Below are 25890 nucleotides of genomic sequence, written 5' to 3' on the forward strand. Positions count from 1 at the left end.
CCCCATCTGTAATTAATTACAAACATATTAACATAAAGCAGAAAATTATTCTCTAAAATACAGAATTTATATAAAAGACGATTAATATATAATATATTAATCTTTCATGTTGAATATTATAACTATTTAAGAAAAGAAAAAATCCCCTAGGTTACACTAGAGAATTTTGTCCAGAAGTATTAATAGAATTATTAAAACAACAGCGATTGCCATAAAACCGAAGAAAAAATAGCCAATCATTAGAATAGGCTTGGGCATTTGTTTCATATTATAAGATGTTGGTGTACCCACATGCTTTTGATAATGCTTATCGGCATCGTTAAACGGTTTTTTCTCCATCAAAATCACTCCTTCTCCTTTTTATATGTAATATTCTTCGGTACAGAAAGATTCAAAAAATGTATTTAGCTAAGAAATCTATAACAAAGCTGCTAAGCCATTTGTGTATGAAAACCTGTATGAAAACTACTTAAATAAATAGTGAAATTTGAGAAATGAAAGCGAAACCAACACCTATAAATATAGATTTCACGGCTTTCTTCGCCCCTTTGCAAAGTTGATGTTCTTCAAAAAATACTTTACTTAATTTTCTGAATATTTTATAATTATGAAAAGGAGCTGATACACATGCCAAACTATACTTACATTGCCTCTGACGAAAATGACGTATCTTACCTATACGAAGATAACAGTGATTGCTACGATCTGGATTGCTTTGACGACAATGATATTTAAAGGAGTATTCATACGACATGGACGGGATTAAATCGATAAAGGATGTGGCGGATAACTGATTATCGCCACATCCTTTATTATTTTACATATTGAATAAGCCAGTCCGACCCATCCGCTCTCATCGATATACCGATAAAGCCTGATATCAGAAGCTGCTGCTGTGCCTCTGTATTTTCCATCGGGACAAATTGTTCTTCAGTCCACTCATATCCTTTATAGGGAAATGACTTCATAAATACATAGCGCAGTTTCCCCCCATACTTCAGTTTTAACGCTGCAATATGCATATTTTGCGAAAACTTGTCCTTCAAACTAGCGATATTGCCCGGCATGACCGTTGCACAAACAGTATTAAACTTCGCTTCATCAACTTGCTGCATAATGATATTCGCCATCGTACGCTGCAAACGAAAACCACGATAGTCCGGATGAACATTTGAAATTTCCTGATACAGCACTTTTCGCAGTTCTTCCTCTGTTTTCAAGCCAATATCATAGCCTAAATGTTCTTCATCAATCATTGGTTTCAGCAATGCTCTAAATGCGATTAATTTCCCTTCAACGAATACCCCGATCATAAGACCATTTCCGCTTAAAATAAAGCTTAGCTCTTCAATATCAAGGGGCTGCAAAATAGCTTTGTCCGGCAGTGCATCGACTACTTCCTGCTGCAAAGTAATCAATTCAGGAATATGTGTTTCATCCAATAAGTACACTTCATAACGTTCATTTCCTAAAATTCCTGACGCAATCATTTACTGCACCACACTGTGATCACGTGTTAATTCCGCTAAAACCGCTTCGTCAACATCGACCCCTAAACCTGCACGTTCATTCAACTGAATATAAGGGACATTATATTGAAGGTTTCCGATATCTTTTGAAAATTTTAACGGTCCTGTTAATTCCACACTCGTAAATACTTTGTTTGAAAAGGCCACATGGAAACCTGCCGCCGAACCGACCGAAGACTCGACCATTGAACCGATTTGGCATTCAATTCCCGCCATTTCCGCCATATGTGCAAGCTTCATCGCCGGATACATTCCTCCGCATTTCATCAATTTAATATTTACTTTGTCCGCTGCACGCTTTGCAATAATTTCGCGCATTTCACGTACACCACGTAAACCTTCGTCAATCATGACAGGAATCGATGTTTTAGATTTAATTTCAACCATGCCATCAATATCATCCGCACGTACCGGTTGTTCAAGCCAGTCGATATTTAACTCTTCCAGCTCACGAACTGCTTGCATCGTTGTTGAACTGTTTACCCAGCCTTGGTTGACATCAACACGAATTGCAATTTCATTTCCAACACGTTCACGCACTGCTTTAATGCGGGCAACATCACTCGCTACATCGCGTCCGACTTTCATTTTGAATGAGTTGTACCCCATTTGTACACGCTCTGCTGCTTCATTTGCCATCTTTTCAGGTGTTCCGATACTTAACACATGTGTAATCGGGAACTTTTCATAATAACGCCCGCCTGTTAATTGGTAGGCAGGTACACCAAGTTTTTTCCCTGCCAGATCAAAGCAAGCGATATCAATTGCCGCTTTTGCAGCCGGCGAACTGGAGATGAGCTCGTCCATTTTGGCATGGATCTTTTCAAAATTCATCGGATTTTCCCCAATCATTGCTGGTGCCAACGTGTGTTTTAAGACAGCATAAGTGCTTTCCAATGTCTCCCCCGTCACATGTTCATCCGGCACTGCCTCACCCCAGCCGACAAAACCACATTGTGATGTCATCTTTACTATAATCGACGGCATATTCGGATATGTCCCATAGCTCACGATAAATGGTTCAATTAATGGTAATTCGATATTAAATAATTCAATTGTTTTGATTTGCATCATTTATTCTCCTTTGTTTAAAGCGGGCGCTTAATTGTGAATTGCTCACCAATTTTTGCATAGTCATTTCCTGCAAGACGACTGATTGGGCCAAGTCCTTCCGGATCAATTCGACCATCTTCATACAGAGTTTCTTCTATATGATAGTACACAACTTTTCCGATGATTAAATCACAGCCTGCAGTTTCGTCAACGCCGCCAAGTTCCAGTGCTTTTTCAAGAACACACTCCAGTCGGACTTTCGCTTCCCTTACACCCGGAACATCAATCTTTTCGCTCTTCACTAATGACATTCCCGCAACTGCTACTTCACTTTCATTTGGTGGCAAGTTAGCTGCAGTTTCATTTACTTGCTCTACATTTTCAGTATCGACAATATGAACAACAAATTGCTCTTTTTCTATAATATTTCTTGCCGTATCTTTTTTCTCCCCTTTTTTCCGTTGGATACTTACCGAAATCATCGGAGGATTTGAAGACACTATATTGAAGAAACTAAATGGTGCAGCGTTTACAATACCTTCTTCAGAAACAGATGTAATAAAAGCGATTGGCCTAGGAATAATGGAACCAATCAGAAATTTATAATTTTCACGTTCGGATAATTGTTTCGGATCAATTTTCTTCATAAAAATTCGCCTCTTTTCTTATCACTAATTTGACTTTAGAGAACAGAACGTAACACGTCAATTAATTTATTTGATTGTAAATAAAGAGCAAGTATTTTTATTCATATCCCTCCAGTTCCATTTTTTATGTGATTTCAGGCCCGTTCCCAAAGGCTTTATTAAAGAAATCGAAACAAATAATCTCTTTCATCCCTTAAAAATATCTCTTTTTTAATCATAATTCTTCGGCGTAACTTCAAAAATTTCATTTCTCGCAATCTGTTATAAACAGTTTCAACATACTTATTTAAAATCAGAAAATCGAAGGGTTTTTGGGTCTATTTCCCCCTAAAAACGTTGATTTACCAGTGCATAAAGCATTTTTCCAGCTAATTCCACGTGTATTAGTAACTGTTATATTATGAGTTCAAAAGCATTTTCCGTTAATCGCCTTTCTGCATTTAAGAGAAATAATAGGTACAACTAAGTATTTTTAGTTATTTAAATAGAATTTATTATAGTTTACAATATTATCCTCCTGTTCACATATTGTTATACTGAACAAGCACTCAACCCTTGCGAAACCTTGATTTATCAACGTTACAGCGCTATTTACCCTTCGAAAAATATTTACTTTAAGTACAAATTTATTACCCAAAAGAGAAATATATGTTTTTTCGAGATAATTTATTTTGTGAAATTCTACTTGCACAAAATAATAAGTTAATGTTAAGTTATTGTACATGGACGTTCATACTTTAGACATAACTACTTCAAGTAGAAAAATGTCGTATAACTGATATTTATTTTTGTGTGAGGGGGAATATTTTTGAAAAAGAATCGTTGGTTAATTGCTGCAGCAGCAATCGCTATTCACCTTTCGATTGGTGGAGCTTATGCATACAGTGTGTATAAAAATCCAATTGCCGAGGAGCTTGGATGGGATGCATCGCAAATTACAATTGCGTTTACAATAATGATGGGGTTAGCAGGTTTTGCTGCCGCACTATTTGGTAGTACAGTAGAGAAATTAGGACCGAGAAAAGCAGCGATGGTTGCCGCAGTACTCTTTGGTTTAGGTCAAGGTGGCGCAGGGATTGCAATCGCTATGGATTCGGTTGTTTTATATTGGTTGACATACGGACTGTTAAGTGGACTAGGGATGGGTATTGGTTATATCGCTCCAGTATCTACACTTGTTAAATGGTTCCCGAATCGTCGAGGCCTGGCGACAGGTATGGCAGTATTAGGATTCGGATCTGGTGCATTAATTACCGCGCCGGTAGCTGTAAACTTAATGGAGTCTTTCGGTATTTCAAACACTTACTTTATTTTAGGAATTAGCTATTTTGTATTAATGATGATCGGTGCACTTTATATCGCTCCGCCTAAACCGGGCGAAGTAGAAGAAGCTGTTGCATCAGGAAAAGCAAAAACAACTGAAATTGCACAAATGTCTGCACGTGAAGCTGTTCGTACAAAGCAGTTCTGGATGCTTTGGGCAATGCATTTAATTAATGTTACATCTGGTTTAATGTTAATTTCTGTTGCTTCTCCAATGGCACAGGAAATTGCAGGTTTATCTGTAGCTGCAGCTGCAGCAATGGTTGGATTAATGGGCTTATTTAATGGTGGTGGTCGCTTACTTTGGGCAGCTGGATCAGATTATATCGGGCGTTCTAACGTATTCGTTATTTTCTTCACAATTCAATTAATTGCCTTTATTACACTACCATTCACTACAAATGCAATTCTATTACAATTGTTCATATTCTTAGTAGTTAGTTGTTATGGCGGTGGTTTCTCGAATTTACCAGCGTTTGCAAGTGATTTATTCGGTACGAAACAACTTGGTGTTATTCACGGATATTTATTAACAACTTGGTCACTTGGTGGTATTTTCGGTCCACTAATCGCATCAACTGTTTATGAAGCTGCAAATAGCTATGTACCATTGTTTTACTTATTCAGCTTCTTAATTGCAATTTCATTAGGAATTTCTTTATTAATGCGCTCGAATGTCAACAAAATGAAAAAACAACGCGCAAAAGAAGAAGCAAGTTCAAAACACAAAGGGAAACAGGGAGCACCTGCTCATTCATAAGGGGATTATATAGAGATGAAACGGAAGTAACCAACTTCCGTTTCATCTCTTTTCTTTTTTCTCTTACTTCTGCGGGTATTTTCTCTATTACTCTTGAATTTAAGAATGGTACAATTACTGTAGGGGATTTTTTCCAGGGGGGATGTTCATGAACCGTCAACATTTCAGTATCATTTTAGGAAGCATTTTATTTTTAGCGGTTGCAATGGGGATTAGCCGCTTTGCTTTTACACCGATTTTACCGTTCATGCGTATTGATGAAAACTTATCGTTTGCACAAGGCGGTTGGCTCGCATCAAGCAATTATATCGGGTATTTCATCGGAGCTTTAGGTGCCGGCTTTGTTTACAAGTCAAAAAAGAATTTCCTATTAATAAATGTATTTCTGAATGTGTTCTCAATTATTTTAATGGGATTGGTTGAATCTTATTTAATCTGGATACTTTTACGTTTTATCGCCGGCTTGACGAGTGGCTTCATATTTGTTCTTACATCAAGCATCGTGATGGATTATTTAGCGGCAAATTTATTAACCCGCTGGAGCGGCTATTTATTTAGCGGAGTTGGATTGGGTATCGCGTTATCAGGACTTTTCGTACCATTTTTTGAAGCGAGTTTTAACTGGCAAGGGTCCTGGCTTGGTCTTGGCGTATTATCCTTCTTATTTTTATCAACGACAATTTTCTTATGGCGAAAGTTAACCGTTGCAAACCATATAAAACAGCCAAAGTCAGCGGACAACAATATTTGGCGCGGCTTTATGCCATGGCTGATCATTGCATATGGCTTGGAAGGGCTCGGCTATATTATTACAGGTACTTTTTTAGTAGACATTATTTATAATATTGAATCATTGCGCGCCTATGCCGGATACAGTTGGGTACTTGCCGGGCTTGCTGCCATTCCGTCAGCACCGATCTGGATGAAATACATGTCCCGTTTTTCACCAGTTTCGATGATGACTATAGCCTATTCCCTGCAGATCATCGGCATTCTGCTTCCTGTTTTATCACAATCGGCATGGAGCGTACTGTTGTCTGCGATGTCATTTGGTTTTACGTTTGTCGGACTCGTAACGATGTCGACTGCCTATGCTAGACAGCTGTTTCCAAAGCAAAGTAACTATGTCGTATCGATACTGACTACGTTCTATGCTATTGGACAAATTATCGGACCGGTAATTGCAGCCCGTCTGGAAACTCATTACCGCACGTTTAAAGCACCCCTGCTGTTTGCAGGCGGTACCGTTACAGTCGCGCTTGTATTGTTACTCGTAGGGTATTTCTACAGCAGGAGAAGCCCTGTTCATTTAGCTCCTAATATTAAATATTAAATATTAAATGTAAGTCACATCTCATAAAAGTAATGAGGTGTGATTTTTTCCTTTATCAAAATAATTTACCCCTATCCCCCATTAATGTTACGATACCGATAACATTGTACCTCGGAGGACACTCTATGGAAGAAAAACATTATGCAATCGGTGAGGTTTCCAAACTGACGAATATCTCTATTCAAACATTACGCTACTATGATCAGATCGGCTTATTCAAACCTTCCTATGTCGATCCTAAAACAAATTACCGCTACTACAAAGACTCACAATTTTATCATTTGGATATTATCAAATCATTGAAATATATCGGTGTCTCATTGGAGGAAATTAAAGCAGCACAGCAGTTTACCCCTGCCGAGCTTCTTTCCTTTTTGCAGAAGCAGGAAATTGTCATCGAACAGCAGATGAATCGCATGTATGAAATACAGCAATCCTTATATAAAACAAAAAGGCAGATGGAGGAACAGCTGGCGATTGATGTAATGGATACGGTCTATTTCAAAAATGAAGAATCGGTCCGTATTTTATCAATTGAAACAAATGAACTGACACCGTACTATATTCCAAATACGTACTACAGTTCCTTAATTAAAACATTAGAAGTTGAAAACAGCTTGCTCAGCAATCGTTATGGATGTATTTTCCCTTACGAGCAATATGACAGCCTGGATGAGCTGCATTACAGTCATGTTTTCACACCGCTGATTACAGACCGGTATATTACCCATTTAACAACAGATATGGACGTGAAAACGATACCTGCAGGACGCTACGTATGTATTGCGTTTATTTTTAAGCCGGATACGTATTTAACACAATTCCAAAAACTTTATCATTATATTGAAGAGCATCATTTACAGGTGGTTCCGGTTGTCTATGAAATCTTTATGCCTCTTAACTATTCTCCAAACGAAGAAGACCAATTCATCGTGGAATTAAAGATTAAGCTGCTTTAGCTAATTTTAACATTACTTAAAACAGTTCTATTGACTCTATAGCTACTGTAGGGTTTATGTTAGAAAGTGCGGATTAACGATTTTTATACAACTTAATAAGGAGCAATAACAATGAAAGACTATAAAATAACATTAGGGTTACTATTATTAAACCTGTTCATCGCCTTTCTAGGAATCGGTTTAGTTATCCCGGTACTTCCTACTCTAATGAATGAACTGCAGTTAAGCGGCCAGGTTATCGGCTATTTAACAGCAGCATTCGCAATTGCACAACTGATTGTTTCACCAATCGCCGGTAAAGCGGTTGATAAATATGGACGCAAAATTATGATTGTCCTCGGATTATTTATTTTCGGTATTTCGGAATTTCTGTTCGGTTTAGGTAAAACGATAGAAGTTCTTTTCATTTCCCGTGTATTAGGCGGGATTAGTGCGGCGTTTATTATGCCAGCTGTTACGGCCTTTATTGCAGACATTACTACAATGGAAACACGTCCAAAAGCACTTGGCTACATGAGTGCGGCAATTAGTACAGGTTTCATTATCGGGCCCGGTATCGGCGGATTTTTAGCAGATTTCGGTACACGCGTGCCTTTCTACTTTGCAGGGGCGCTTGGTACAACAGCTGCAATCTTATCGATTATTTTACTGCGTGAACCGGAACGCAATGTGGAGAACGCGGAAAATGCACCCGCACAAACATCCGGATTTAAACGCATTTTAGAACCGATGTACCTGATCGCGTTTATATTAATTTTTGTCGCATCATTCGGCCTCGCGGCATTCGAATCCTTCTTCAGTCTGTTTGTTGATCACAAATTCGGGTTTACCCCTATGGATATCGCGATCATTATTACTGGTGGCGCGATTTTCGGTGCGGTTGCGCAAGTTCTGCTGTTTGATCGGCTTGCACAAAAATGGGGAGAGATTAAACTCATTCGCTACAGTCTGATTTTATCGGGTGTTCTCGTATTTTTAATGACCGTTGTCAGCTCATATTTTGCTATTTTACTCGTAACATGTATCGTCTTTATCGGCTTCGACTTATTCCGTCCTGCCGTTACGAGCTATTTATCAAAAATTGCGGGCAATGAGCAAGGTTTTGTCGGCGGGATGAACTCTATGTTCACAAGTCTGGCGAATATTTTCGGGCCGATTTTAGGCGGGATGTTATTCGATATTGATATTAACTACCCATATTACTTTGCAACGGTTGTCATCTTCTTCGGTATTCTGTTAACATTAATTTGGAAGAAACCTGCATCGTATATGTAATTTTTTCTGTCTTTTGCAATGGATTTATCTGTTTTACAAGTAAATTTGCTTAAGGAGGATTTCATCATGACAACAAAATCAAAATCAGAACAACTTATTTCAACTACGGAAAAATTCGGGGCGCACAACTATCATCCACTTCCGATTGTAATCGAAAAAGCAGAAGGTTCTTGGGTGACAGACCCTGAAGGCAACCGTTATTTAGATATGCTTTCGGCTTATTCTGCCTTAAACCAAGGTCATCGTCATCCGAAAATTATTCAGGCGTTAAAAGATCAGGCAGATGCGGTGACACTTACGTCACGTGCATTCCATAGTGCGACATTAGGTGTATGGTATGAAAAGGTCAGTAAGCTAACAGGCAAAAATATGGTGCTGCCGATGAATACAGGCGCTGAAGCCGTGGAAACGGCCATTAAAACAGCCCGTCGCTGGGGTTACGAAGTAAAAGGCATCGAAGCAAACAAAGCGCAAATTATCGGCTGTAACGGCAATTTCCACGGCCGTACAATGGGTGCTGTGTCGTTATCCTCGGAAGCGGAATATAAGCGCGGTTTCGGTCCAATGCTGGAAGGCTTCACATTAGTTCCTTACGGCGATATTGAAGCATTGAAGGAAGCTATTACACCTAATACAGCGGCATTTATCGTCGAGCCGATCCAGGGAGAAGCAGGTATCATCATCCCGACTGAAGGCTTCTTAAAAGCAGCGTATAACTTATGTAAAGAAAATAATGTTCTGTTTATTGCAGATGAAATCCAAACAGGTTTATCGCGGACAGGAAAACTGTTTGCCTGTGAGTGGGAAGATGTTATACCGGACGTCTATATTTTAGGTAAAGCGCTTGGAGGCGGTGTTTATCCGATTTCAGCAGTTGTCGCGAACGACGATATCCTTGGTGTGTTCAATCCAGGTTCACACGGCTCGACTTTCGGCGGTAACCCGCTTGCATGTGCCGTATCGATTGCAGCGATTGATGTATTAATAGACGAAAAGCTGACAGAGCGTTCATTGGAGCTTGGCAATTACTTTAAAGAACAGCTTCAGACAATTGAGAACCCGGTGATTAAAGAAGTTCGCGGGCGCGGTCTTTTCATAGGTGTCGAGCTTCACGAATCAGCTCGCCCCTACTGCGAAAAACTGGCAGAACGCAAATTGCTTTGCAAAGAAACACATGACACAGTAATCCGCTTCGCCCCACCGCTAATCATTTCAAAAGAAGATCTGGATTGGGCAATCGAGCAGATTAAGGATGTTTTTAGTGAATAGGTAGTATATTAAGAGGGCGCTGTGTTATGCATAGTGCCCTTATTTTATTGATGGCTTAGCAAAGGAGACTTATGATGAAATCACTTTATATTACGGGCTACCGTCCACATGAACTAGGCATATTTAATGACAAGCATCCTGGTGTCCCGGTTATTAAAAAGGCGCTGGAAAACCAGCTGCGCATTCTAGTAGAAGATGGGCTCGAGTGGGTCGTAATCAGCGGCCAGCAAGGCGTTGAAACATGGACGGCACAAGTTGTACTTGAACTTAAAAACGACTACCCGCAACTCAAATACTCCATTATAACCCCCTTCTTGGAGCAAGAAAAAAATTGGAACGAGCATAAACAAGAGACCTATATGCATATAGTAAGTAAGGCAGATTTTGTGACAAGTGTGACGAAGCGCCCTTATGAAGCTCCATGGCAGTTTATCGAAAAGGACAAATTCATTATCGATAATACGGATGCGACACTGCTCGTCTACGATGAAGAAAATGAAGGATCTCCAAAATATGTGCTTCGCCTCATCCAAAAGTATATGGAACAGCATGATGAATATAAGCTGTTGATGATCAATGCTTATGATTTACAAATGGTGGCTGAGGAAATGCAGCAAGGAGATGATTGGTAAAAAATATGTAAATATCTAAATTAAATAAATATTCTGATTAAAGCTGTTCGTTTTGGGGTATAATATATTGAACAAATTATATTTTACTAATCAAGGAGGCCACATTATGAACCAATTGACGATGATTAATGAGACGACACCAATAAATATCGCACACCATACGTATAAGCGTGAGTGCCGATATACAAGAGGCATCAACATCCCCCTCGCGGATATCGAAAGAATTTTATATGGGCTGAGCGATGATGCGCTTCACTATTTTGAGTTCCATAATATCGCAAAAGAGATTAAACAAGGAACACTATTAAATGGCTATGCCGGTCTTGCTAATATTATTTCAGACTATTATAAGAACGAAAAAAATTTAGAAATTCCTGAACTGACAAACGGTCGCGATTTTTATGTAAAAATAGTTTAACAAAATTAAGGGGATGACTTTCTAAGTGAATACCGAAAACAACAACGTCTAAAGTATCCTGAATGGTCCGGTGCTTTCGGCGTTGTTTTACATATTGTAGGATTCAGCAAATTGAATTTTCTAAAAATTTGTTTAATAAAAGTATTGACTTTCTAATTGATAAAGATTATCATTATCATTGTAAGGTTAGTAAAACCTTTTCGATACTGTTCCCCCCAGTTCAGATTCGAAACTCATTAATTACTTTTCTCATATTTCGAAAAGATAACGCATTTATCTTTTCTCCTGGAAGATGGCAAATCCCCTCACACGATTTGCCATTTTTTCATGAAAATTTGGGTATACATATATTAAAGGAGATGATTTAGTTGGAATTCCGTATTGAAAAAGACACTTTAGGTGAAATTCGTGTACCGTCAGACAAAATTTGGGGTGCACAAACACAGCGAAGCAAGGAAAACTTCCAAATTGGGACAGAAAGAATGCCTATCGAAATTATTCGCGCCATGACCATTTTGAAAAAAGCTGCAGCCATCGCCAATAATAAATTGGGCAAGCTTTCCGATGCGAAAAAAAATGCGATTGTGGAAGCAGCCGATGAAATTCTTGCAGGCAAATGGGATGAACACTTCCCTCTTGTCGTTTGGCAAACAGGCAGTGGTACACAGACAAATATGAATGTGAACGAGACGATTGCCCACTTAGCGAATGAAAAGCTGACGGCAGCCGGCTCGGATGAAAAAGTTCACCCAAATGATGATGTCAACAAATCACAAAGCTCGAATGACACATTCCCTACTGCGCTACATATTGCTGCAGTCGAAATCGTAGAGAACTATTTAATGCCTCGCTTAAAACTATTACAGGCGACATTGAAAGAAAAGGCAATCGCGTTTAACGATATTATTAAAATCGGTCGTACCCATTTACAGGATGCAACACCGCTTACACTTGGCCAGGAAATTGGCGGCTGGCACCATATGCTGTTAAAATGCGAAAAAATGATTATGGTGAATACGCAATTCATGAAGGAGCTTGCAATTGGCGGTACTGCCGTTGGTACAGGCATTAACGCCCATCCGGAATTCGGTGCCCGCACAGCTTCAGAAATCAGCAAACTGACAGGCATTGAATTTACATCTGCAGAAAACAAATTCCATGCACTGACAAGCCATGATGAAGTTGTGACTGCACACGGTGCATTGAAGGCATTGGCGGCAGATTTAATGAAAATCGCGAATGATGTACGCTGGCTGGCAAGTGGTCCGCGCTCGGGTATCGGTGAAATTACAATTCCTGAAAACGAACCGGGTTCATCAATCATGCCGGGCAAAGTTAACCCGACACAAAGTGAAGCGATGACAATGGTCGTGACACAAGTTGTCGGCAATGACGCAACAATCGCTTTCGCAGCATCACAAGGTAATTTCGAATTGAACGTATTTAAACCGGTAATCATCTACAACTTCCTGCAATCAGCACGCCTATTGGCCGATTCGATGAAATCATTCAACGACAATTGCGCAGTCGGTATCGAGCCGAATATGGAAGTATTGGATGCTAACCTGAAAAATTCATTGATGCTTGTTACTGCGTTAAACCCGTATATCGGTTATGAAAATGCGGCGAAAATCGCGAAAACGGCACATAAAGAAGGCACAACATTAAAGGAAGCCGCCATTGCTTCAGGTCTTTTAACAGAAGATGAATTTGACCGTTATGTTGATCCAAAAACGATGATTTATCCAAATGCTGAATAATTTTTAGCTATCCTACACAACCTTCCAACAAGTTTAGTCAATTGCTCTCAGCCGGTAATAAACTAATGTTGAGGAGGTTGTTTTATTGAAAAAAATTCAATTTGTAAAGGATGGTTATGAGATCGTCGTAAATATTCGCAGAAATATACAGACCCAAACAACTAAATATGTTGAAGCAGATGCCTATTATAATGATTTTGGTAACTACCGCATATTAGTTTTAGCAGATACCGTAGAAAAAGCAGTGGAACTGGCAACATATGAGCTGCTGACCAATCACCCATTTGAGAAAATCATATTAGATTATTAAATCATATTTAAAGGGATGCCCCGAAAATGAATTCAGGACACCCCTTTTTATCGTTATAGTAAGTTTAAATACATATCAATGAGCTGGTTACCGTAAAAGTATACGATAATCGCTGCAATAGCAATTGACGGTCCGAAAGGTACAGGGGTTTTGCGCCCTTTCCCACGGACTTTCAAAATGACGATACCGACAATCATACCAATCACTGATGCTAAAAATAAGGTTAATAATGTATTGAACGTACCTAACACTAATCCGATCAGTAAAAACAGCTTAATGTCTCCTCCGCCCATTCCGCCTTTAGAAATGACTGCGATTAATAGTAGAATTGAAAATCCGATTGCAGCTCCGGCAATACTATCCCACCATGGGTCAAGCGGCGAAAGAATTCTACCAATGATTAGTAGCGGGAGGAAAAACAGTAATATTTTATCCGGAATAAGCATGTACGCAATATCCGAGACATTAATAATGACCAATAGAGAAATAAACAGTAAAGCTACTGCCAATTCCCATGTGATGCCGAGCTGCCATGTAGCAAATGCAAAAAGCAGTCCTGTTACAAGCTCAGTAAACGCGTAAATCGGCGATACTTTCACACCGCATGTCCGGCATTTCCCTCGTAAAAATATGTACGAAAAAACAGGTACGAGTTCATAAGCGCTTAAACGTCGATTGCAGTGGACACAGTGAGATGGCGGTGTCACAATCGACTCTTTTTTCGGTACCCGTAATCCGACTACATTGTAAAACGAACCGAAAACCAATCCGAAAATTCCCGCAAATATTGTATACATAATCTCCATTTTAGATGCTCCTTACTTGTACCTGCTAAATATCAAGTGGTTGTGTTCCATTCCGGGTCGTACGCTTTCTAGTGTCAACTCAGCTACCCTTGAGAAACCTAATCCTCAGTTTGGAGCAGATTATCCTCACTTGATACAGATTAATCCTCAATATCGGTGTCTTAATCCTCAAATGCCGCCACTTAATCCTCAATCATGAGTCTATAATCCTCAAATGCATTTTTAATCCTCATTTTCAAAGGGGACACCATGCAACAACGCAGAACAGAGGCAGTGACTATTAACTTTTACACAATTATATATTCGAATAAATGCCTACTCATAGTAGAAAGTTGTGACTTGAATATCGGCTGTTACGATTTCCGATGCTTCTTCCGTAAATTTGTCTTCTTCACCTGGAAGCGCAAAATCAATAATATCGATTCGCATGACGCGTTCTTTCTTTTCAATTTCTTCAATGAACTGCAGCAAGTTTACGTCATTTGGCGCAGCCACATTGATGTTAAATGTAACTAACTTCAGTGAAGGTGGTAATGTTTCTACAGCGATTGTTGAAACTGGTAATGCTTCTGATGCTTCAGTATTTTCTGCTTCGGCTGACTCGGTAGTTGCTGGTTCTGTTGACTCCATTTGCTCCGATCCATCCGTTGTCGACTGCCCTTCTTCTATTTGAGAGCTCGCCATTGGATCCTGTAAGCCCGAACTTGATACGAGGGCATCATAGTTATTAAACTCGATACTTTGTACACGTGAGCCAGTTAAATATTCCGTTTCCTCGATTGATAAAATCAATGCATCAAGTTCACGGCTGGCAGGTACTTTTTTGCGTAATACAAACTCATTCATACTTGTTTGAGACAGCTGTGTTTGGTGTGTTGCGATTGTTTCCTCCAACGCAGAAATTTCCGTTTTTAAACTAATTATTTCACTATGAATCGACTGTTCTTCACCTTGCACCGGCTTGACAAAATAGTAATAAATGGCAAATAACAGTGCCATCGCCAAAGCTATTACTAATAAAAGCGTTCCATTTTTACTACTTGAGATGGAATTCACGACTCACCACCTCCAGCAGCTACATGTAGTTGATTAATTAATAACATTATTTCTACACTATATCGAGGTACTTCACTAAATTGCCGCTCTGCATCCAGTTCATCATTAGAAGGATTCAAGTCAAAGTTTTCAATTGCACCCAATTGAATGTCATCGAAATAAGGGCTTTTTTCAAGTTTACTTACATACGAAGATATGGCGTTTAATGTTTCAAAATCAACCGTCACTTGTAAATCTGTTTCAGAAAATACATAGTCGCGCAAATATGTATCTGACGGTAGTAAATTCCGCGTTTCCAGAATGACCGGCGTTACCGGATATGATACACGTTCCACAAAAGCAACTGATTCTTCTAACGAGCCTTGATTCATTGTTTCAAATGAGGTTACTTCCGCACTCAATTCATCGCGCGTTAGGATTAAAGAATCTCTCTCCGGCGTTGCACTCGCTATTTCACTTTTCGCACTAAAAAATGTCCACGATAAAAGACCAAGTGTTACCAATGATACAATCCCCACTAAATAAAATGCAAAATTTAAACTAGTCTCACCCTTTTCGATTTTGGGCATGAGGTTAATATCCGGAATCATTCATTAACCTCCTTTAAAGCAAGACCTAACAACGTCGCGTGCTTTGCTTTGCAATTCGGAAATTGCTTTTCAATAACGGTATCATTCACAAGGCGAATTGGTGCCGGCAGATTCTCATCTAATAGCGTTTCGATTGTTTGAAGCAATGGGTGATCTCCCATTACAATAATTTCATCGACAACTCTTTCTCCTTTATGTAACGAGAATTTGAAGAAATTCATAATACGGTCGATTTCAAGCACCTGGTCTGTAGTCGCTCCTCGAAAATCATCTAATTGATCAGTATAACGGAATTCGACTTCACCGTTTTCAAGAACTTCTTGCTCCCACTTATCTAAATCTGTATCTACTGTCTGGAAACGCAGAAATTCGACTTCCCCATTTGAATAAATACAAATCGACAATTCATTAATAGACCAGTCAGTCACTAAGTACGTACAATTGGAATCGATAAACTGTATATGCTCCAGCAAACGTAAATTGCATAAAGCCCGGATATCAGCTACTTGCGGATGCAAATGATTGTCCAATATTAAACCAATCATTTTCCCCACTTCATCGGGTGGCGCAGCAAACAATACTGCCTTCCCGTCACCTTCAACCGCGTCATATACGTCAATGAGAGGTTCCTGGAAAGGTAAATGTATTGTATTACCTAGCTCCATTTGTACAAATTCTTTTAACTTTCTACCACTTACATCAGCAGGGTGCTCGAATGTTTTTAATAAAATAGATGTGTCTGGAACCAGGAATCGGACATTTTGCTTTCTGCCGCCCCAATCCGGAACCTTTGATTTTATCAATTCATACACCACCATCTCATCTATGATGGAACCTTCTTGCACAACATTTCTAGGTAATGCCGTTTCATAAATAACAGGTTGGTCGAGAGTTGGCCCTTTAGATACAAGTGCACGGATCACATAGTCGTTTATAAGGACGGATACATGAGATTTTTTCTTCTTATTGAACATAGGGATCCTCCCCTTTATACTTTGGCGTTAATTGTAGATTAGTAGCTATCTTAATAGTGGCATCATCGCTCAATGGAACACCCAAATACTGTTGGGTGTTTTTTGGGGGATGATTATTTAATCCCAAGTAAAAGATGTTGTTTTATCATTTGAATCAACTTTTAAATTATCAATTGTTGCACCGCTAATTTTAACAGTTTTATTTCCAACCTTAACTGTACCAGTTATCGTTAAACTTGTAGGCTTTGAAGTTGTTTTACCTTCACTTGCTGTAGTAGCTCCTTTTGTAACTGTTATAGCAGTCACTGTTGTTTGATCTAACACGCCCCAAGAATCTACATAGGGTGCTAATTGTTCCTTACCGGCAGTTGCTCCTGCTGAAGCTTCATCAGTAAAATAAATATTAGCTCCACCTAATACATTTGCTACATCTGCTTTTGCTGCTTTAATACGACTATTTTCAATGATATTCCCAATTGCTGGAATTGCAATAGCTGCTACAATCGCCAAGATTACGATTACTGCTAAAAGCTCGACTAAAGATAAACCTTTTTCGTTTTTAATACGTTTTTTTAATGTGTTAAACATATTAAACCCTCCTCTTATTTTAATTTTATAGTTTGTCTTGTTTTTTGCACTGACGCTTTGTACTGCTTTGATGCCTCCTTGCAAAACGTCCATTTAAATTTCGTTTTTTATTACATTTGTTCGTATAGACTGAACATTGGCAGGAAAATTGCCGCTACGATAATACCGACCGCTCCCGCTAACAATACAATCATTAAGGGTTCGATCAATGACTTTAATGTGTCAACATTCCGGTCTACTTCCTCTTCATAAAAGTCTGCAATTTTCTCAAGCATATAATCGAGTGATCCTGTAGACTCACCAATTCTTGTCATGCTTGTAACCATTGGCGGAAAAATCCAGCTTTTTTCTAATGGCTCTGTTAAAGTGCTCCCTTTTTCAAGACTTGCCCGAGCATCTAAAACTACTTTGCCGACAACCGGATTACCAGAAACTTTTTGTGAAATAGTTAATGCATGCAAAATTGGCACTGCACTGCTAAATAAAGATGATAAATTTCGCGTCAATCTCGCAATCGCTGTTTTTTGAAGTAATGGTCCGAATATTGGCATCTTCAGCAGCATATAATGTACAGTGTAGTTGAATTGCTTATTATTTCTGTATAAATGCTGGAATATCGTAGCACCAATAACAACAGCACCAAGCGGCAGCCACCAATATTTCCTTAACCATTCTCCTAACGCTACAGTCCATACCGTTAGAGTAGGAAGTTCCGCATTCATTGACTCAAACGACTCGACAAATGTCGGAACAATAAAAATCAGCATGAAAAAGACGACTACTACGATTAAAACCAACAGCATCACAGGGTATGTTAGTGTTGACTGTACCTTTTTAATTAACCGAAATGATTTTTCGTAAGAATTGGCCAATCGTTCTAATGTATCATCGATATTACCTGTTGCTTCCCCGGAACGCATCATATTGACGAACAGCTCCGGAAATACCTTAGGATGCTTCTGGACTGCATCTGAGAAAGGAATACCTGCACGTATGTCTTCCTCGACTTTCTCCAATGCCTTTTTCAAAGGCTTACTTGTGGACTGCCTTGCCAAAATATTTGTCGCTTCAACGAGCGATATACCCGCACGAATTAATGTGGCAAACTGACGGCAGTAAATAACAAAATCCTGCGTTTTGATTTTTCCGCTTCCAAGGTTGATATCCATGTGCAAAATACTTTTGGACTCTTCTATTTCACGCGGATTAATTCCCTTTTCGCGAAGCTTCATAATGGCTGCCGCTTTATTCGCCGCATCAATCGTTCCTTTTTGGGTTAACCCCATTTTTGTTCTTCCTACATATTTAAATACGGTCAATTGTATTCACCTACATTCAAATATGGACGTACTTCTTCTAACGAAACTGTACCGGAGGATACAAGTGCCTGTATCGATGTTTCCAAAGTGTGCATTCCCAGCGCTCGGCTCGTTTGCATAACACTTGGAATTTGATGGACTTTTTCATTTCGGATTAAGTTTGTTACTGCAGGAACGCTAACCAATATTTCCGTCGCTGCAACTCGCCCTGCTTTATCTTTGCGAATGAATAACCGCTGTGAAATAATGCCCTGTAAAACGTTGGCAAGTTGAATTCGTATTTGCCCTTGCTGATGTGGTGGAAATACATCGATAATTCGGTCAATTGTAGTCGGTGCGCTTGAAGTATGAAGTGTACCGAATACTAAGTGACCAGTTTCCGCAGCAGTAATCGCTGTCGAAATTGTCTCTAAATCCCGCATTTCACCTACTAGAATAATATCTGGATCCTGACGGAGAGATGCGCGTAGGCCATTAGCAAAAGAGCCTGTATCCACACCAATCTCACGCTGATTAACGACTGATTTTTTATGTGTATGTAAATACTCAATCGGGTCTTCAAGGGTAATTATATGTTTCGATTTCGTTTCATTAATATAATCAATCATTGCTGCCAATGTAGTAGATTTCCCTGAACCAGTAGGGCCTGTCACTAAAATAAGTCCCTGTGGTTTTTCCGCTAAGTCGGACAGTACTTTCGGCATATTCAATGACTCAATTGTCGGAATTTTACTAGAAATCAAACGGGCCGCAATCGCTCCTGCATTTCGCTGGTGATATGTATTAATACGGAAACGGCACAGACCTTCCAGTGAATAATTAAAGTCGGTTTCTCCCTTCTCCTCATACTCTGCTGTTTTATAATCGGGGAGAAGATCTTGCACCATTTCATTAACCATTTCTTCCGTAACGACGACATCATCGTACTGCTTCAGTAATCCATTTACACGATAGACGGGTGGGATACCGATTGTTACATGCAAGTCGGACGCTTTTTCATCATACGCATGCTGCAGTAAGTCTTGGATTTTTAATGTCATCTTACATCCCCTCCTAGTCAATCGTTGCAACTCGTAGTACTTCTTCAGTAGTGGTCACACCTTCTATTACTTTTAGCAGACCATCTTGCAATAATGTGTAGTAGCCTGCAGTCTTCATATAGTCACCAATCTCATATCCGTTTGCCCGGTTCAGAATTAAATCTTTCAGTTCCCGATGAATTGGCAGTAATTCATGAATCGCCAGCCGTCCGCGGTAGCCTGTGTTTCCACAAGCTGAACAGCCTCGCCCTTTACGAATTTTTTCAACATCGAAACCATTATTCGCGAAAATCTGTTTTTCCCGTACAGTAGGTTCTACTTCTGTACTGCAATCTCGGCAAATTTGACGTACAAGACGCTGTGCCAAAACACCTACCAGTGAAGATGAAATTAAAAACGGTTCAATTCCCATATCCTGCAAACGGGATATCGATTCAATCGCACTGTTGGTATGTAATGTACTTAATACAAGATGTCCTGTCAGTGAGGCACGAATCGAAATCTGTGCCGTTTCTCGGTCACGGATTTCCCCAATCATAATAATGTCCGGATCTTGTCGTAATATCGAACGTAAACCGGCAGCAAATGTTAAGCCAACTTCCTCTTTTACCTGAATCTGGTTTATTCCATCCAACTGATATTCAACTGGATCTTCAACTGTAATAATATTAACTTCCTCATTATTTAAATTTGAAAGTGCCGCATATAAAGTTGAAGATTTACCTGAACCAGTAGGACCTGTTATTAATACAATCCCATTTGGTTTTTCAATCATTTTTTTAAACATTGCTTCATTTTTTTCCGTAAAACCTAAGTGCGCAATATCTGTTGATGCATTGCTTACATCCAAGATACGCATAACTATCTTTTCACCGTAAACGGTCGGCAATGTAGAAAGACGAATATCGATACTTTTAAACTCAATATTAACTTTTATTCTTCCATCTTGCGGAATTCGGTTTTCTGTAATATTTAGTCCACCTATAATTTTCACACGCGCTGTCATCATATTTTGCATATGTTTTGGCAGAGATCGTTCCGTCTTTAATACACCATCAACACGATAGCGCACTTTAAATTCAGTTTCCTGTGGATCAAAGTGAATATCGGAAGCACGCTGGGCAACCCCATTGGCAATAATCTGATTGACTAAACGGACAATCGGCGAATCTTCATCGGTAATCTCTTGCTGAACTTCCGCTGTACTTGCAGCCACTTCTGATAACGCGGCATCCATGGAAGCCTGTAAATCATAATACTTTGTAATTGTTCTATATAAATCATCTTTTGCCGCAATACTAGTTTCAATCTGACAGCCAGTCGCCATCCGGACCTCTTCGATCGCAAAGTAATCCATTGGGTCAGACATCGCAATTAACAGTTTATTTTTGTCACGACGTACCGGCATAATATTCGCCCGCTTTGCCAATTCCCTTGGGACAAGCTGCAATAGTTCAGGATCAATCGCATATTTAGTTAATGTGATATGGGGAATACCGAGCTGGAATTCCAATACTTCAATCAGCTGCTGTTCTGTCAGCACGTTTTCCTTAATTAAAAAGTCACCTAATTTTTCATCGCGACTTTTATTTTTTAATGCATAATCCAACTGCTCCTCATTAATAACCCCTGATTCTACAAGTAAATCCCCTAAACGTTTTCTCAAATTTGCTTTCATTGTGTATCCCCCCTCTTCTATGGAGTTATTAAATTCCCGCCTTTATCGTAATAACTGCCAGGTGGGAGGTTATCATCTGATTTATCTTGATTTTGTTCATCAATTGATTCATTTGAGTTTGTATGTTGTAAATCACTGTTTTGACTAACATTTGACGTGCTTTCCCGGCTTCCATCTATATCCGGTAAACCATCGCCGTCTAAATCAATCGGATCATTTGATGTATTACTTTCAATAACAGCTGGTTCTCTTATTTCTGGTCGTTGAGACGATTCAACAATTACACGGTTTACTGGCGGATAATAATCTCGGCTTACAAGTTGCTGTTCTCCATAAACTGTCCGGTAGACTGAAACGCGCAAACCTTCCGCACCCTCCTGCACTTGTTCTTGTCGTCCAATTGCAAGGTCTTCAGAATAACGTTTGATAGTACGCGGCTGAATCTTTTCATCCTCTAACACTGTAATGTCCACTTCTAATTCCTTTGCAGGTGAATATACTTCTGTTTGCAACTTCCCGTCGTTAAACAACAGTTTTAATACAACTGGATTAGATGATGTATTGCTAAACTTTAAATCCTCATTTCCTAGAGCATCTACTTTCGCCTCTAACCCTGGTTTTAAATAAGAAGGAATTTCATTTTGCGAATGCCGCTCTAAAATTTCACCGTTTATATTAAGTGCTGAACTATAAATATTTGATGCTATAAAATTGATAGCCTCTTGATTTGCCAGATTAATTGTTTCTCCTAATTTTTCAAGCAGAGAGAAATTTGTTTGCGGGTCAATAACAGTGTCGTGCAATGCAAGGACAAGTTCATTAATCCCTATAGCACCTTCAGGCAGTGTTTCAACAGATAACGAAATCCGATCAGTTTCTAATACCGATAAATCGTCGACAACTGCCTCGATTTCATCCGTTTTCAAATAAGAAGCGTTTAGCTGAACTTTTTCATAAGTTAAGTCCGTATCCCATCCAGAAACATTGCTGATTTCACTTTTGACAATCTCACTAGGAAGAATAATTAATGGAAGATGAACTGTTGTTTCGTATTCCCAAAATGCATACCATGGTTTCCGGTAATTTTCTTCGTAGCTGTTAACAGTGCTTTCAATATCAAATTGGAATGAGGATGAACTGACTTCAATAGAATCTCCTTCACCTGCAACAATCAAATTTTGAGAATACCAGTCATTTACAGCGTTATTTAGGATTTCTTTTAATTCTTCACCCTTCAAATTTCCTACTTCAATTCCGCCAATTGTGGTCTTTTTAGAGCTCTCATCAGATGAATTATTAGGGCTAGCTATATAATGTGGAACCCATATTGCTATTAAAGTGACCATTACCGCAAAAAGTATAATTGACCTAAAGACTATTTTCATAGATTCACCCCACTAATTTCCTTATTCATACTTTTAAAATAGCTTTCTATACTAACTCTAACTCACTTTTTACTGAACCATATATACTACTTTTCTGTCTAATTTTAAGTAAATACTCTTTATTATATTTAAAAAAATTTAAATTTTACCATATCTAAACTTTATGGTATTATCTATCATAATACACAAAGGATTACTTTTTGACTATATATTTTACAAAGTTACAAAAAATATTTTTACATTAATACCTAGTACCTAACATATTTCGAACAAATAAGTTCTTTTTCGCTATTTTTCTACATTTTTCTTGGATTTTTCAATAGAATGGCTGTAGTACATATTTTCAAGGGGGATTTTAAAGTGAAAATCTTAAAAGAAGAGAGAGGTTTTTCTTTAATAGAGGTAGTTGCATCTTTAGTAATTATCACTATTGTACTTCTTAGTTTTTCTCAGTTATTCATTCAATCGAATAAAACAGCGGCTTATAATAGTGAAAAGATACTTTTAATAAATTTAGCAGATGCAGAACTTGAAAGAATTAAGATTGACCCTTTTACTTTTTTCAATAAGCCTTTAACAAATCCTATTAATACCAAAAAGACTAAAACAATTTTTTTAAATAAACAAAATTATAATATTACAATTACCGCTTCTCAAAACACCGATGAATTTAACATGAAAATATTTAACGTTCTTGTAACATCAAGTTCTAATAACAGTAATGCAAAAGTCTCTGTAGAAGGATATGTTGTCTATGATTAATTTAAAAAATATAAAGGGAATATCGTTAATTGAAGTACTGGCAACTATTGTAATAACAGCGTTAATCTTCGCAATAGCTACACCATTACTAATTAGTGGAATAAATCGTTATAACGATATTCAAACGGAAATGATTCTGAGGGATGAAGCAGATTTACTTATGTCTAAATTCTTTTTAGAAATTTATACATTGAAGGAATCTGAAATAAAGAAATTAAATTGGACAGGAAACTCTGATTCTGATGGAAATTATTACTTTGAATATGCTAGGCAAAACTTAGATTCTATAACTAAAAAAACTGAGATCAAATCTTATATATTGGGTTTTAAAAACGGGCAGGTATATTTCAAAGGTGAGCCTTATCAATTTTCTAACCCATCTATCCAGCTCTCCTCTCCACCTACTTTTTCTACTATAGAAAAAATAGGTGATAACAATTATCGAGTAACACTTGAATTGTATAATTCAAAAAAAAACAAATCCGCTACATTTGTTAATGAAATTCAAACTATTAATGATAAGGGAGATGGGAGTTAATGCATTCTTTAAAAAATCATAACGGTTCCACACTGCTTATATCACTCGTACTGGTTCTTTTGTTTACTGTGCTCGGTCTTAGTTTATTATCACTATCTATAAATGGTGCTAGTAAAAACACTACACGTAAAGATACCGTTGCATCATATGATTTATCGCAAAAGGGTATTGATTACTTAGTCAATAAAATCGAATATGAAGTTGAAAAAGAATTAGGTACTAATGGTCTTGCAGCCTCAACCTACGTTACTAAACTTGAATCAATCCTTAATAAATACAAATGTACAAGCATAACAAATACTGATAAATCTAAAACTGTCACTACAGGAAATATGGAATATTGCATCGATAGTTATACAAACAAAGTTGATATTTCCGGAAAAGATAACGTTCACAGGAAAATTGTAAAAATAAAAAGCATCGGATCATCCGGAAATATAAAAAAAGATATGTTACACGAAATTGAAATCGGGGCTGACTCTATACCTGATTTTTTAAACTATGCAATTGGAACAAATAAAACAAATGACAATCGAGATGGAGATGGAAACCTTTATCTTCATGGTGGAGTGGAAATTAAAGGTGATATCAAAGTTGAAGGAGATTTAATAACCTATAATAAAGGCTACGGTAATAACGTGTGGGTAAATAGTGTATATCCTCGTGCACAGGGATACAATACCGAAAAGGCAAAAATTGTTTTAAAAGGTTCTGCCTACCACTTGAAGAATAATACTACCATGTCCGACCATTTGTCTCGAACAAATTTTAAAAACAATAGTAACTATGAGCAATTTGTTAGAGAGGGAAAACTAGATTTAACGAAATACTTCAACCCAGTATTTGCTCCGGAAATAGTTAATAGAAACCCTGTTAAAACAAAAATTGTAATCACTGATTATGAAAGTGACATGAAATTTAACTACAACAGTCCAAATACTACTCAAGAGTATATCGAAACAAACAATCTTGATAAAATTACAGTTAAAAATTCAAATAAGACTACAAAAAACATGTATTTTAGTGCTATTAAATACGACAAAAAAACGATAAAAGAATGCGATTGGTGGGGAAGATGCCAATATGTTGAAGAGGTAACAACAACTAAAAAAACGGATCCTGAAATAGTTTTTGAAGGTTCAAACAACTTCAAATCTCTATCTACTAATTCTAATGTCAATTTAGAATCAACAGGCGCAAAATTATCATTAACAAAAGACTCACTAGATAATGGTGGTACAGCATTTATTGGTAAAAATTTAAATATAGGTAACAGGAATGGGACCAACTCTACAAGTGATGACGCTAAAAATGAGTTAGTAGGCACATATTACATCAAGGGTAACTTAGATATCTTAGGTTCAGAATTAACTACAAATGCAGTAGTTTATGTTGAGGGCGATGTTACTATTCGCTTTTCAAGTATTAAAGGCAAAGAGTTACCAAGTGGAGAAAAAGGCTCTTTAATTATTTTTTCAAAAGGAGATATACAAATAGCTAACATTTCAGCATATGAACAAAATGCCAGCGAAATTTCTGCCTACTTCTTCACAGAAAAGAATTTTGAAATGTACGGTACTGGTTCAAATATCTATATTAACGGCGGTATTTCTGCCCGAAGAATTGCCTTACATGGTGTGAGGGGAACTTCTACTAGCTCTCAAAGTTATTATGGTAACTATAGTTATAGTTATGACACCCCAACAACTCAAGAGAAAAGACCATCACGTTTAAGGGTCTCCTATAACCCAGATATAATTATGACTTACTCAGATTTAAGACAAAAGGAGCCTATAATTTATCAAATTGACCCTTCTAAAACATTGAATAGACAATAGCTTTACTATTAGAAAGTGCTATATAGGCGCATACATTTGATTAATTCT

25 protein-coding genes are annotated in these 25890 nt (G+C 38.1%); 12 read left to right on the forward strand and 13 right to left on the reverse strand.

What is annotated here, in order from left to right:
• Positions 1 to 156: 156 nt before the first annotated feature.
• The 4 genes from ABS917_RS06240 to ABS917_RS06255 all read right to left on the reverse strand — a co-directional run bounded on the left by ABS917_RS06240 (position 157) and on the right by ABS917_RS06255 (position 3229).
• Positions 157 to 339 (reverse strand): amino acid transporter, encoded by a 183-nt coding sequence (locus tag ABS917_RS06240; protein ID WP_350478192.1) that lies wholly within the window; start codon positions 337 to 339, stop codon positions 157 to 159.
• A 473-nt stretch (positions 340 to 812) separates the two neighbouring features.
• Entirely contained in the window at positions 813 to 1490 is a 678-nt protein-coding gene (locus tag ABS917_RS06245) for a GNAT family N-acetyltransferase (RefSeq protein WP_350478193.1), read from the reverse strand.
• A complete protein-coding gene (locus tag ABS917_RS06250) occupies positions 1491 to 2600 on the reverse strand; it encodes a mandelate racemase/muconate lactonizing enzyme family protein (protein ID WP_350478194.1) in 1110 nt (369 codons plus the stop codon). It lies immediately after the preceding gene.
• Positions 2601 to 2617: 17 nt separating this feature from the next.
• Positions 2618 to 3229: a flavin reductase family protein gene (locus ABS917_RS06255; RefSeq protein ID WP_350478195.1), complete on the reverse strand. Its 612-nt coding sequence runs from the start codon at positions 3227 to 3229 to the stop codon at positions 2618 to 2620.
• An 808-nt stretch (positions 3230 to 4037) separates the two neighbouring features.
• On the opposite strand from ABS917_RS06255, the gene ABS917_RS06260 reads away from it, so the two are divergent.
• The 9 genes from ABS917_RS06260 to ABS917_RS06300 all read left to right on the forward strand — a co-directional run bounded on the left by ABS917_RS06260 (position 4038) and on the right by ABS917_RS06300 (position 13268).
• Positions 4038 to 5312, forward strand: coding sequence for an L-lactate MFS transporter (locus tag ABS917_RS06260; protein WP_350478196.1), 1275 nt, complete (start codon positions 4038 to 4040; stop codon positions 5310 to 5312).
• A 148-nt stretch (positions 5313 to 5460) separates the two neighbouring features.
• Positions 5461 to 6645 (forward strand): YbfB/YjiJ family MFS transporter, encoded by a 1185-nt coding sequence (locus tag ABS917_RS06265; RefSeq protein WP_350478197.1) that lies wholly within the window; start codon positions 5461 to 5463, stop codon positions 6643 to 6645.
• A gap of 125 nt (positions 6646 to 6770) precedes the next feature.
• The gene (locus ABS917_RS06270; RefSeq protein WP_350478198.1) at positions 6771 to 7604 is read left to right on the forward strand and encodes a MerR family transcriptional regulator; all 834 of its coding nucleotides are present in this window, start codon (positions 6771 to 6773) and stop codon (positions 7602 to 7604) included.
• Between the two features lie 111 nt (positions 7605 to 7715).
• Positions 7716 to 8879 (forward strand): MFS transporter, encoded by a 1164-nt coding sequence (locus ABS917_RS06275; protein WP_350478199.1) that lies wholly within the window; start codon positions 7716 to 7718, stop codon positions 8877 to 8879.
• A gap of 66 nt (positions 8880 to 8945) precedes the next feature.
• The gene (locus tag ABS917_RS06280; protein WP_350478200.1) at positions 8946 to 10148 is read left to right on the forward strand and encodes an ornithine--oxo-acid transaminase; all 1203 of its coding nucleotides are present in this window, start codon (positions 8946 to 8948) and stop codon (positions 10146 to 10148) included.
• Positions 10149 to 10219: 71 nt separating this feature from the next.
• Positions 10220 to 10780 (forward strand): SLOG family protein, encoded by a 561-nt coding sequence (locus ABS917_RS06285; RefSeq protein WP_350478201.1) that lies wholly within the window; start codon positions 10220 to 10222, stop codon positions 10778 to 10780.
• Between the two features lie 106 nt (positions 10781 to 10886).
• On the forward strand, positions 10887 to 11198 hold the full coding sequence (locus ABS917_RS06290) for a hypothetical protein (protein ID WP_350478202.1): 312 nt from the start codon (positions 10887 to 10889) through the stop codon (positions 11196 to 11198).
• Between the two features lie 368 nt (positions 11199 to 11566).
• A complete protein-coding gene (gene fumC / locus ABS917_RS06295; protein ID WP_350478203.1) occupies positions 11567 to 12958 on the forward strand; it encodes a class II fumarate hydratase in 1392 nt (463 codons plus the stop codon).
• Positions 12959 to 13043: 85 nt separating this feature from the next.
• Entirely contained in the window at positions 13044 to 13268 is a 225-nt protein-coding gene (locus ABS917_RS06300; RefSeq protein ID WP_350478204.1) for a hypothetical protein, read from the forward strand.
• A 53-nt stretch (positions 13269 to 13321) separates the two neighbouring features.
• Here ABS917_RS06300 and ABS917_RS06305 read toward each other — a convergent pair whose 3' ends face one another.
• The 9 genes from ABS917_RS06305 to ABS917_RS06345 form a co-directional block, all read right to left on the reverse strand.
• Positions 13322 to 14074, reverse strand: a complete 753-nt coding sequence (locus tag ABS917_RS06305) for a prepilin peptidase (RefSeq protein ID WP_350478205.1) — start codon at positions 14072 to 14074, stop codon at positions 13322 to 13324.
• Positions 14075 to 14389: 315 nt separating this feature from the next.
• A complete protein-coding gene (locus tag ABS917_RS06310; protein ID WP_350478206.1) occupies positions 14390 to 15130 on the reverse strand; it encodes a potassium transporter in 741 nt (246 codons plus the stop codon).
• The gene (locus tag ABS917_RS06315) at positions 15127 to 15720 is read right to left on the reverse strand and encodes a PilN domain-containing protein (RefSeq protein WP_350478207.1); all 594 of its coding nucleotides are present in this window, start codon (positions 15718 to 15720) and stop codon (positions 15127 to 15129) included. The genes ABS917_RS06310 and ABS917_RS06315 overlap by 4 nt, the downstream gene beginning before the upstream one ends.
• Positions 15717 to 16694: a type IV pilus biogenesis protein PilM gene (pilM, locus tag ABS917_RS06320; protein ID WP_350478208.1), complete on the reverse strand. Its 978-nt coding sequence runs from the start codon at positions 16692 to 16694 to the stop codon at positions 15717 to 15719. Before pilM ends, ABS917_RS06315 begins: the two co-directional genes overlap by 4 nt.
• A 117-nt stretch (positions 16695 to 16811) precedes the next feature.
• Positions 16812 to 17282 (reverse strand): prepilin-type N-terminal cleavage/methylation domain-containing protein, encoded by a 471-nt coding sequence (locus tag ABS917_RS06325; RefSeq protein ID WP_350478209.1) that lies wholly within the window; start codon positions 17280 to 17282, stop codon positions 16812 to 16814.
• Positions 17283 to 17392: 110 nt separating this feature from the next.
• On the reverse strand, positions 17393 to 18601 hold the full coding sequence (locus ABS917_RS06330) for a type II secretion system F family protein (protein WP_350478210.1): 1209 nt from the start codon (positions 18599 to 18601) through the stop codon (positions 17393 to 17395).
• Positions 18598 to 19641: a type IV pilus twitching motility protein PilT gene (locus ABS917_RS06335; RefSeq protein WP_350478211.1), complete on the reverse strand. Its 1044-nt coding sequence runs from the start codon at positions 19639 to 19641 to the stop codon at positions 18598 to 18600. The genes ABS917_RS06330 and ABS917_RS06335 overlap by 4 nt, the downstream gene beginning before the upstream one ends.
• A gap of 13 nt (positions 19642 to 19654) precedes the next feature.
• Complete coding sequence (locus tag ABS917_RS06340; RefSeq protein ID WP_350478212.1) at positions 19655 to 21319, reverse strand: GspE/PulE family protein; 1665 nt, start codon at positions 21317 to 21319, stop codon at positions 19655 to 19657.
• 17 nt (positions 21320 to 21336) lie between these two features.
• Entirely contained in the window at positions 21337 to 22704 is a 1368-nt protein-coding gene (locus ABS917_RS06345) for a VanW family protein (RefSeq protein ID WP_350478213.1), read from the reverse strand.
• Between the two features lie 360 nt (positions 22705 to 23064).
• Here ABS917_RS06345 and ABS917_RS06350 point away from each other — a divergent pair, with 360 nt between their 5' ends.
• From ABS917_RS06350 to ABS917_RS06360, 3 genes are read left to right on the forward strand one after another with little or no spacing between them, the layout of a single operon-like run.
• Positions 23065 to 23466, forward strand: coding sequence for a type IV pilus modification PilV family protein (locus ABS917_RS06350; RefSeq protein WP_350478214.1), 402 nt, complete (start codon positions 23065 to 23067; stop codon positions 23464 to 23466).
• On the forward strand, positions 23459 to 24004 hold the full coding sequence (locus ABS917_RS06355; protein ID WP_350478215.1) for a pilus assembly FimT family protein: 546 nt from the start codon (positions 23459 to 23461) through the stop codon (positions 24002 to 24004). Before ABS917_RS06350 ends, ABS917_RS06355 begins: the two co-directional genes overlap by 8 nt.
• Complete coding sequence (locus tag ABS917_RS06360) at positions 24004 to 25842, forward strand: hypothetical protein (RefSeq protein ID WP_350478216.1); 1839 nt, start codon at positions 24004 to 24006, stop codon at positions 25840 to 25842. The genes ABS917_RS06355 and ABS917_RS06360 overlap by 1 nt, the downstream gene beginning before the upstream one ends.
• Positions 25843 to 25890: the final 48 nt, after the last annotated feature.

Source organism: Solibacillus sp. (genome assembly GCF_040273735.1).
Taxonomy (GTDB): Bacteria; Bacillota; Bacilli; order Bacillales_A; family Planococcaceae; genus Solibacillus.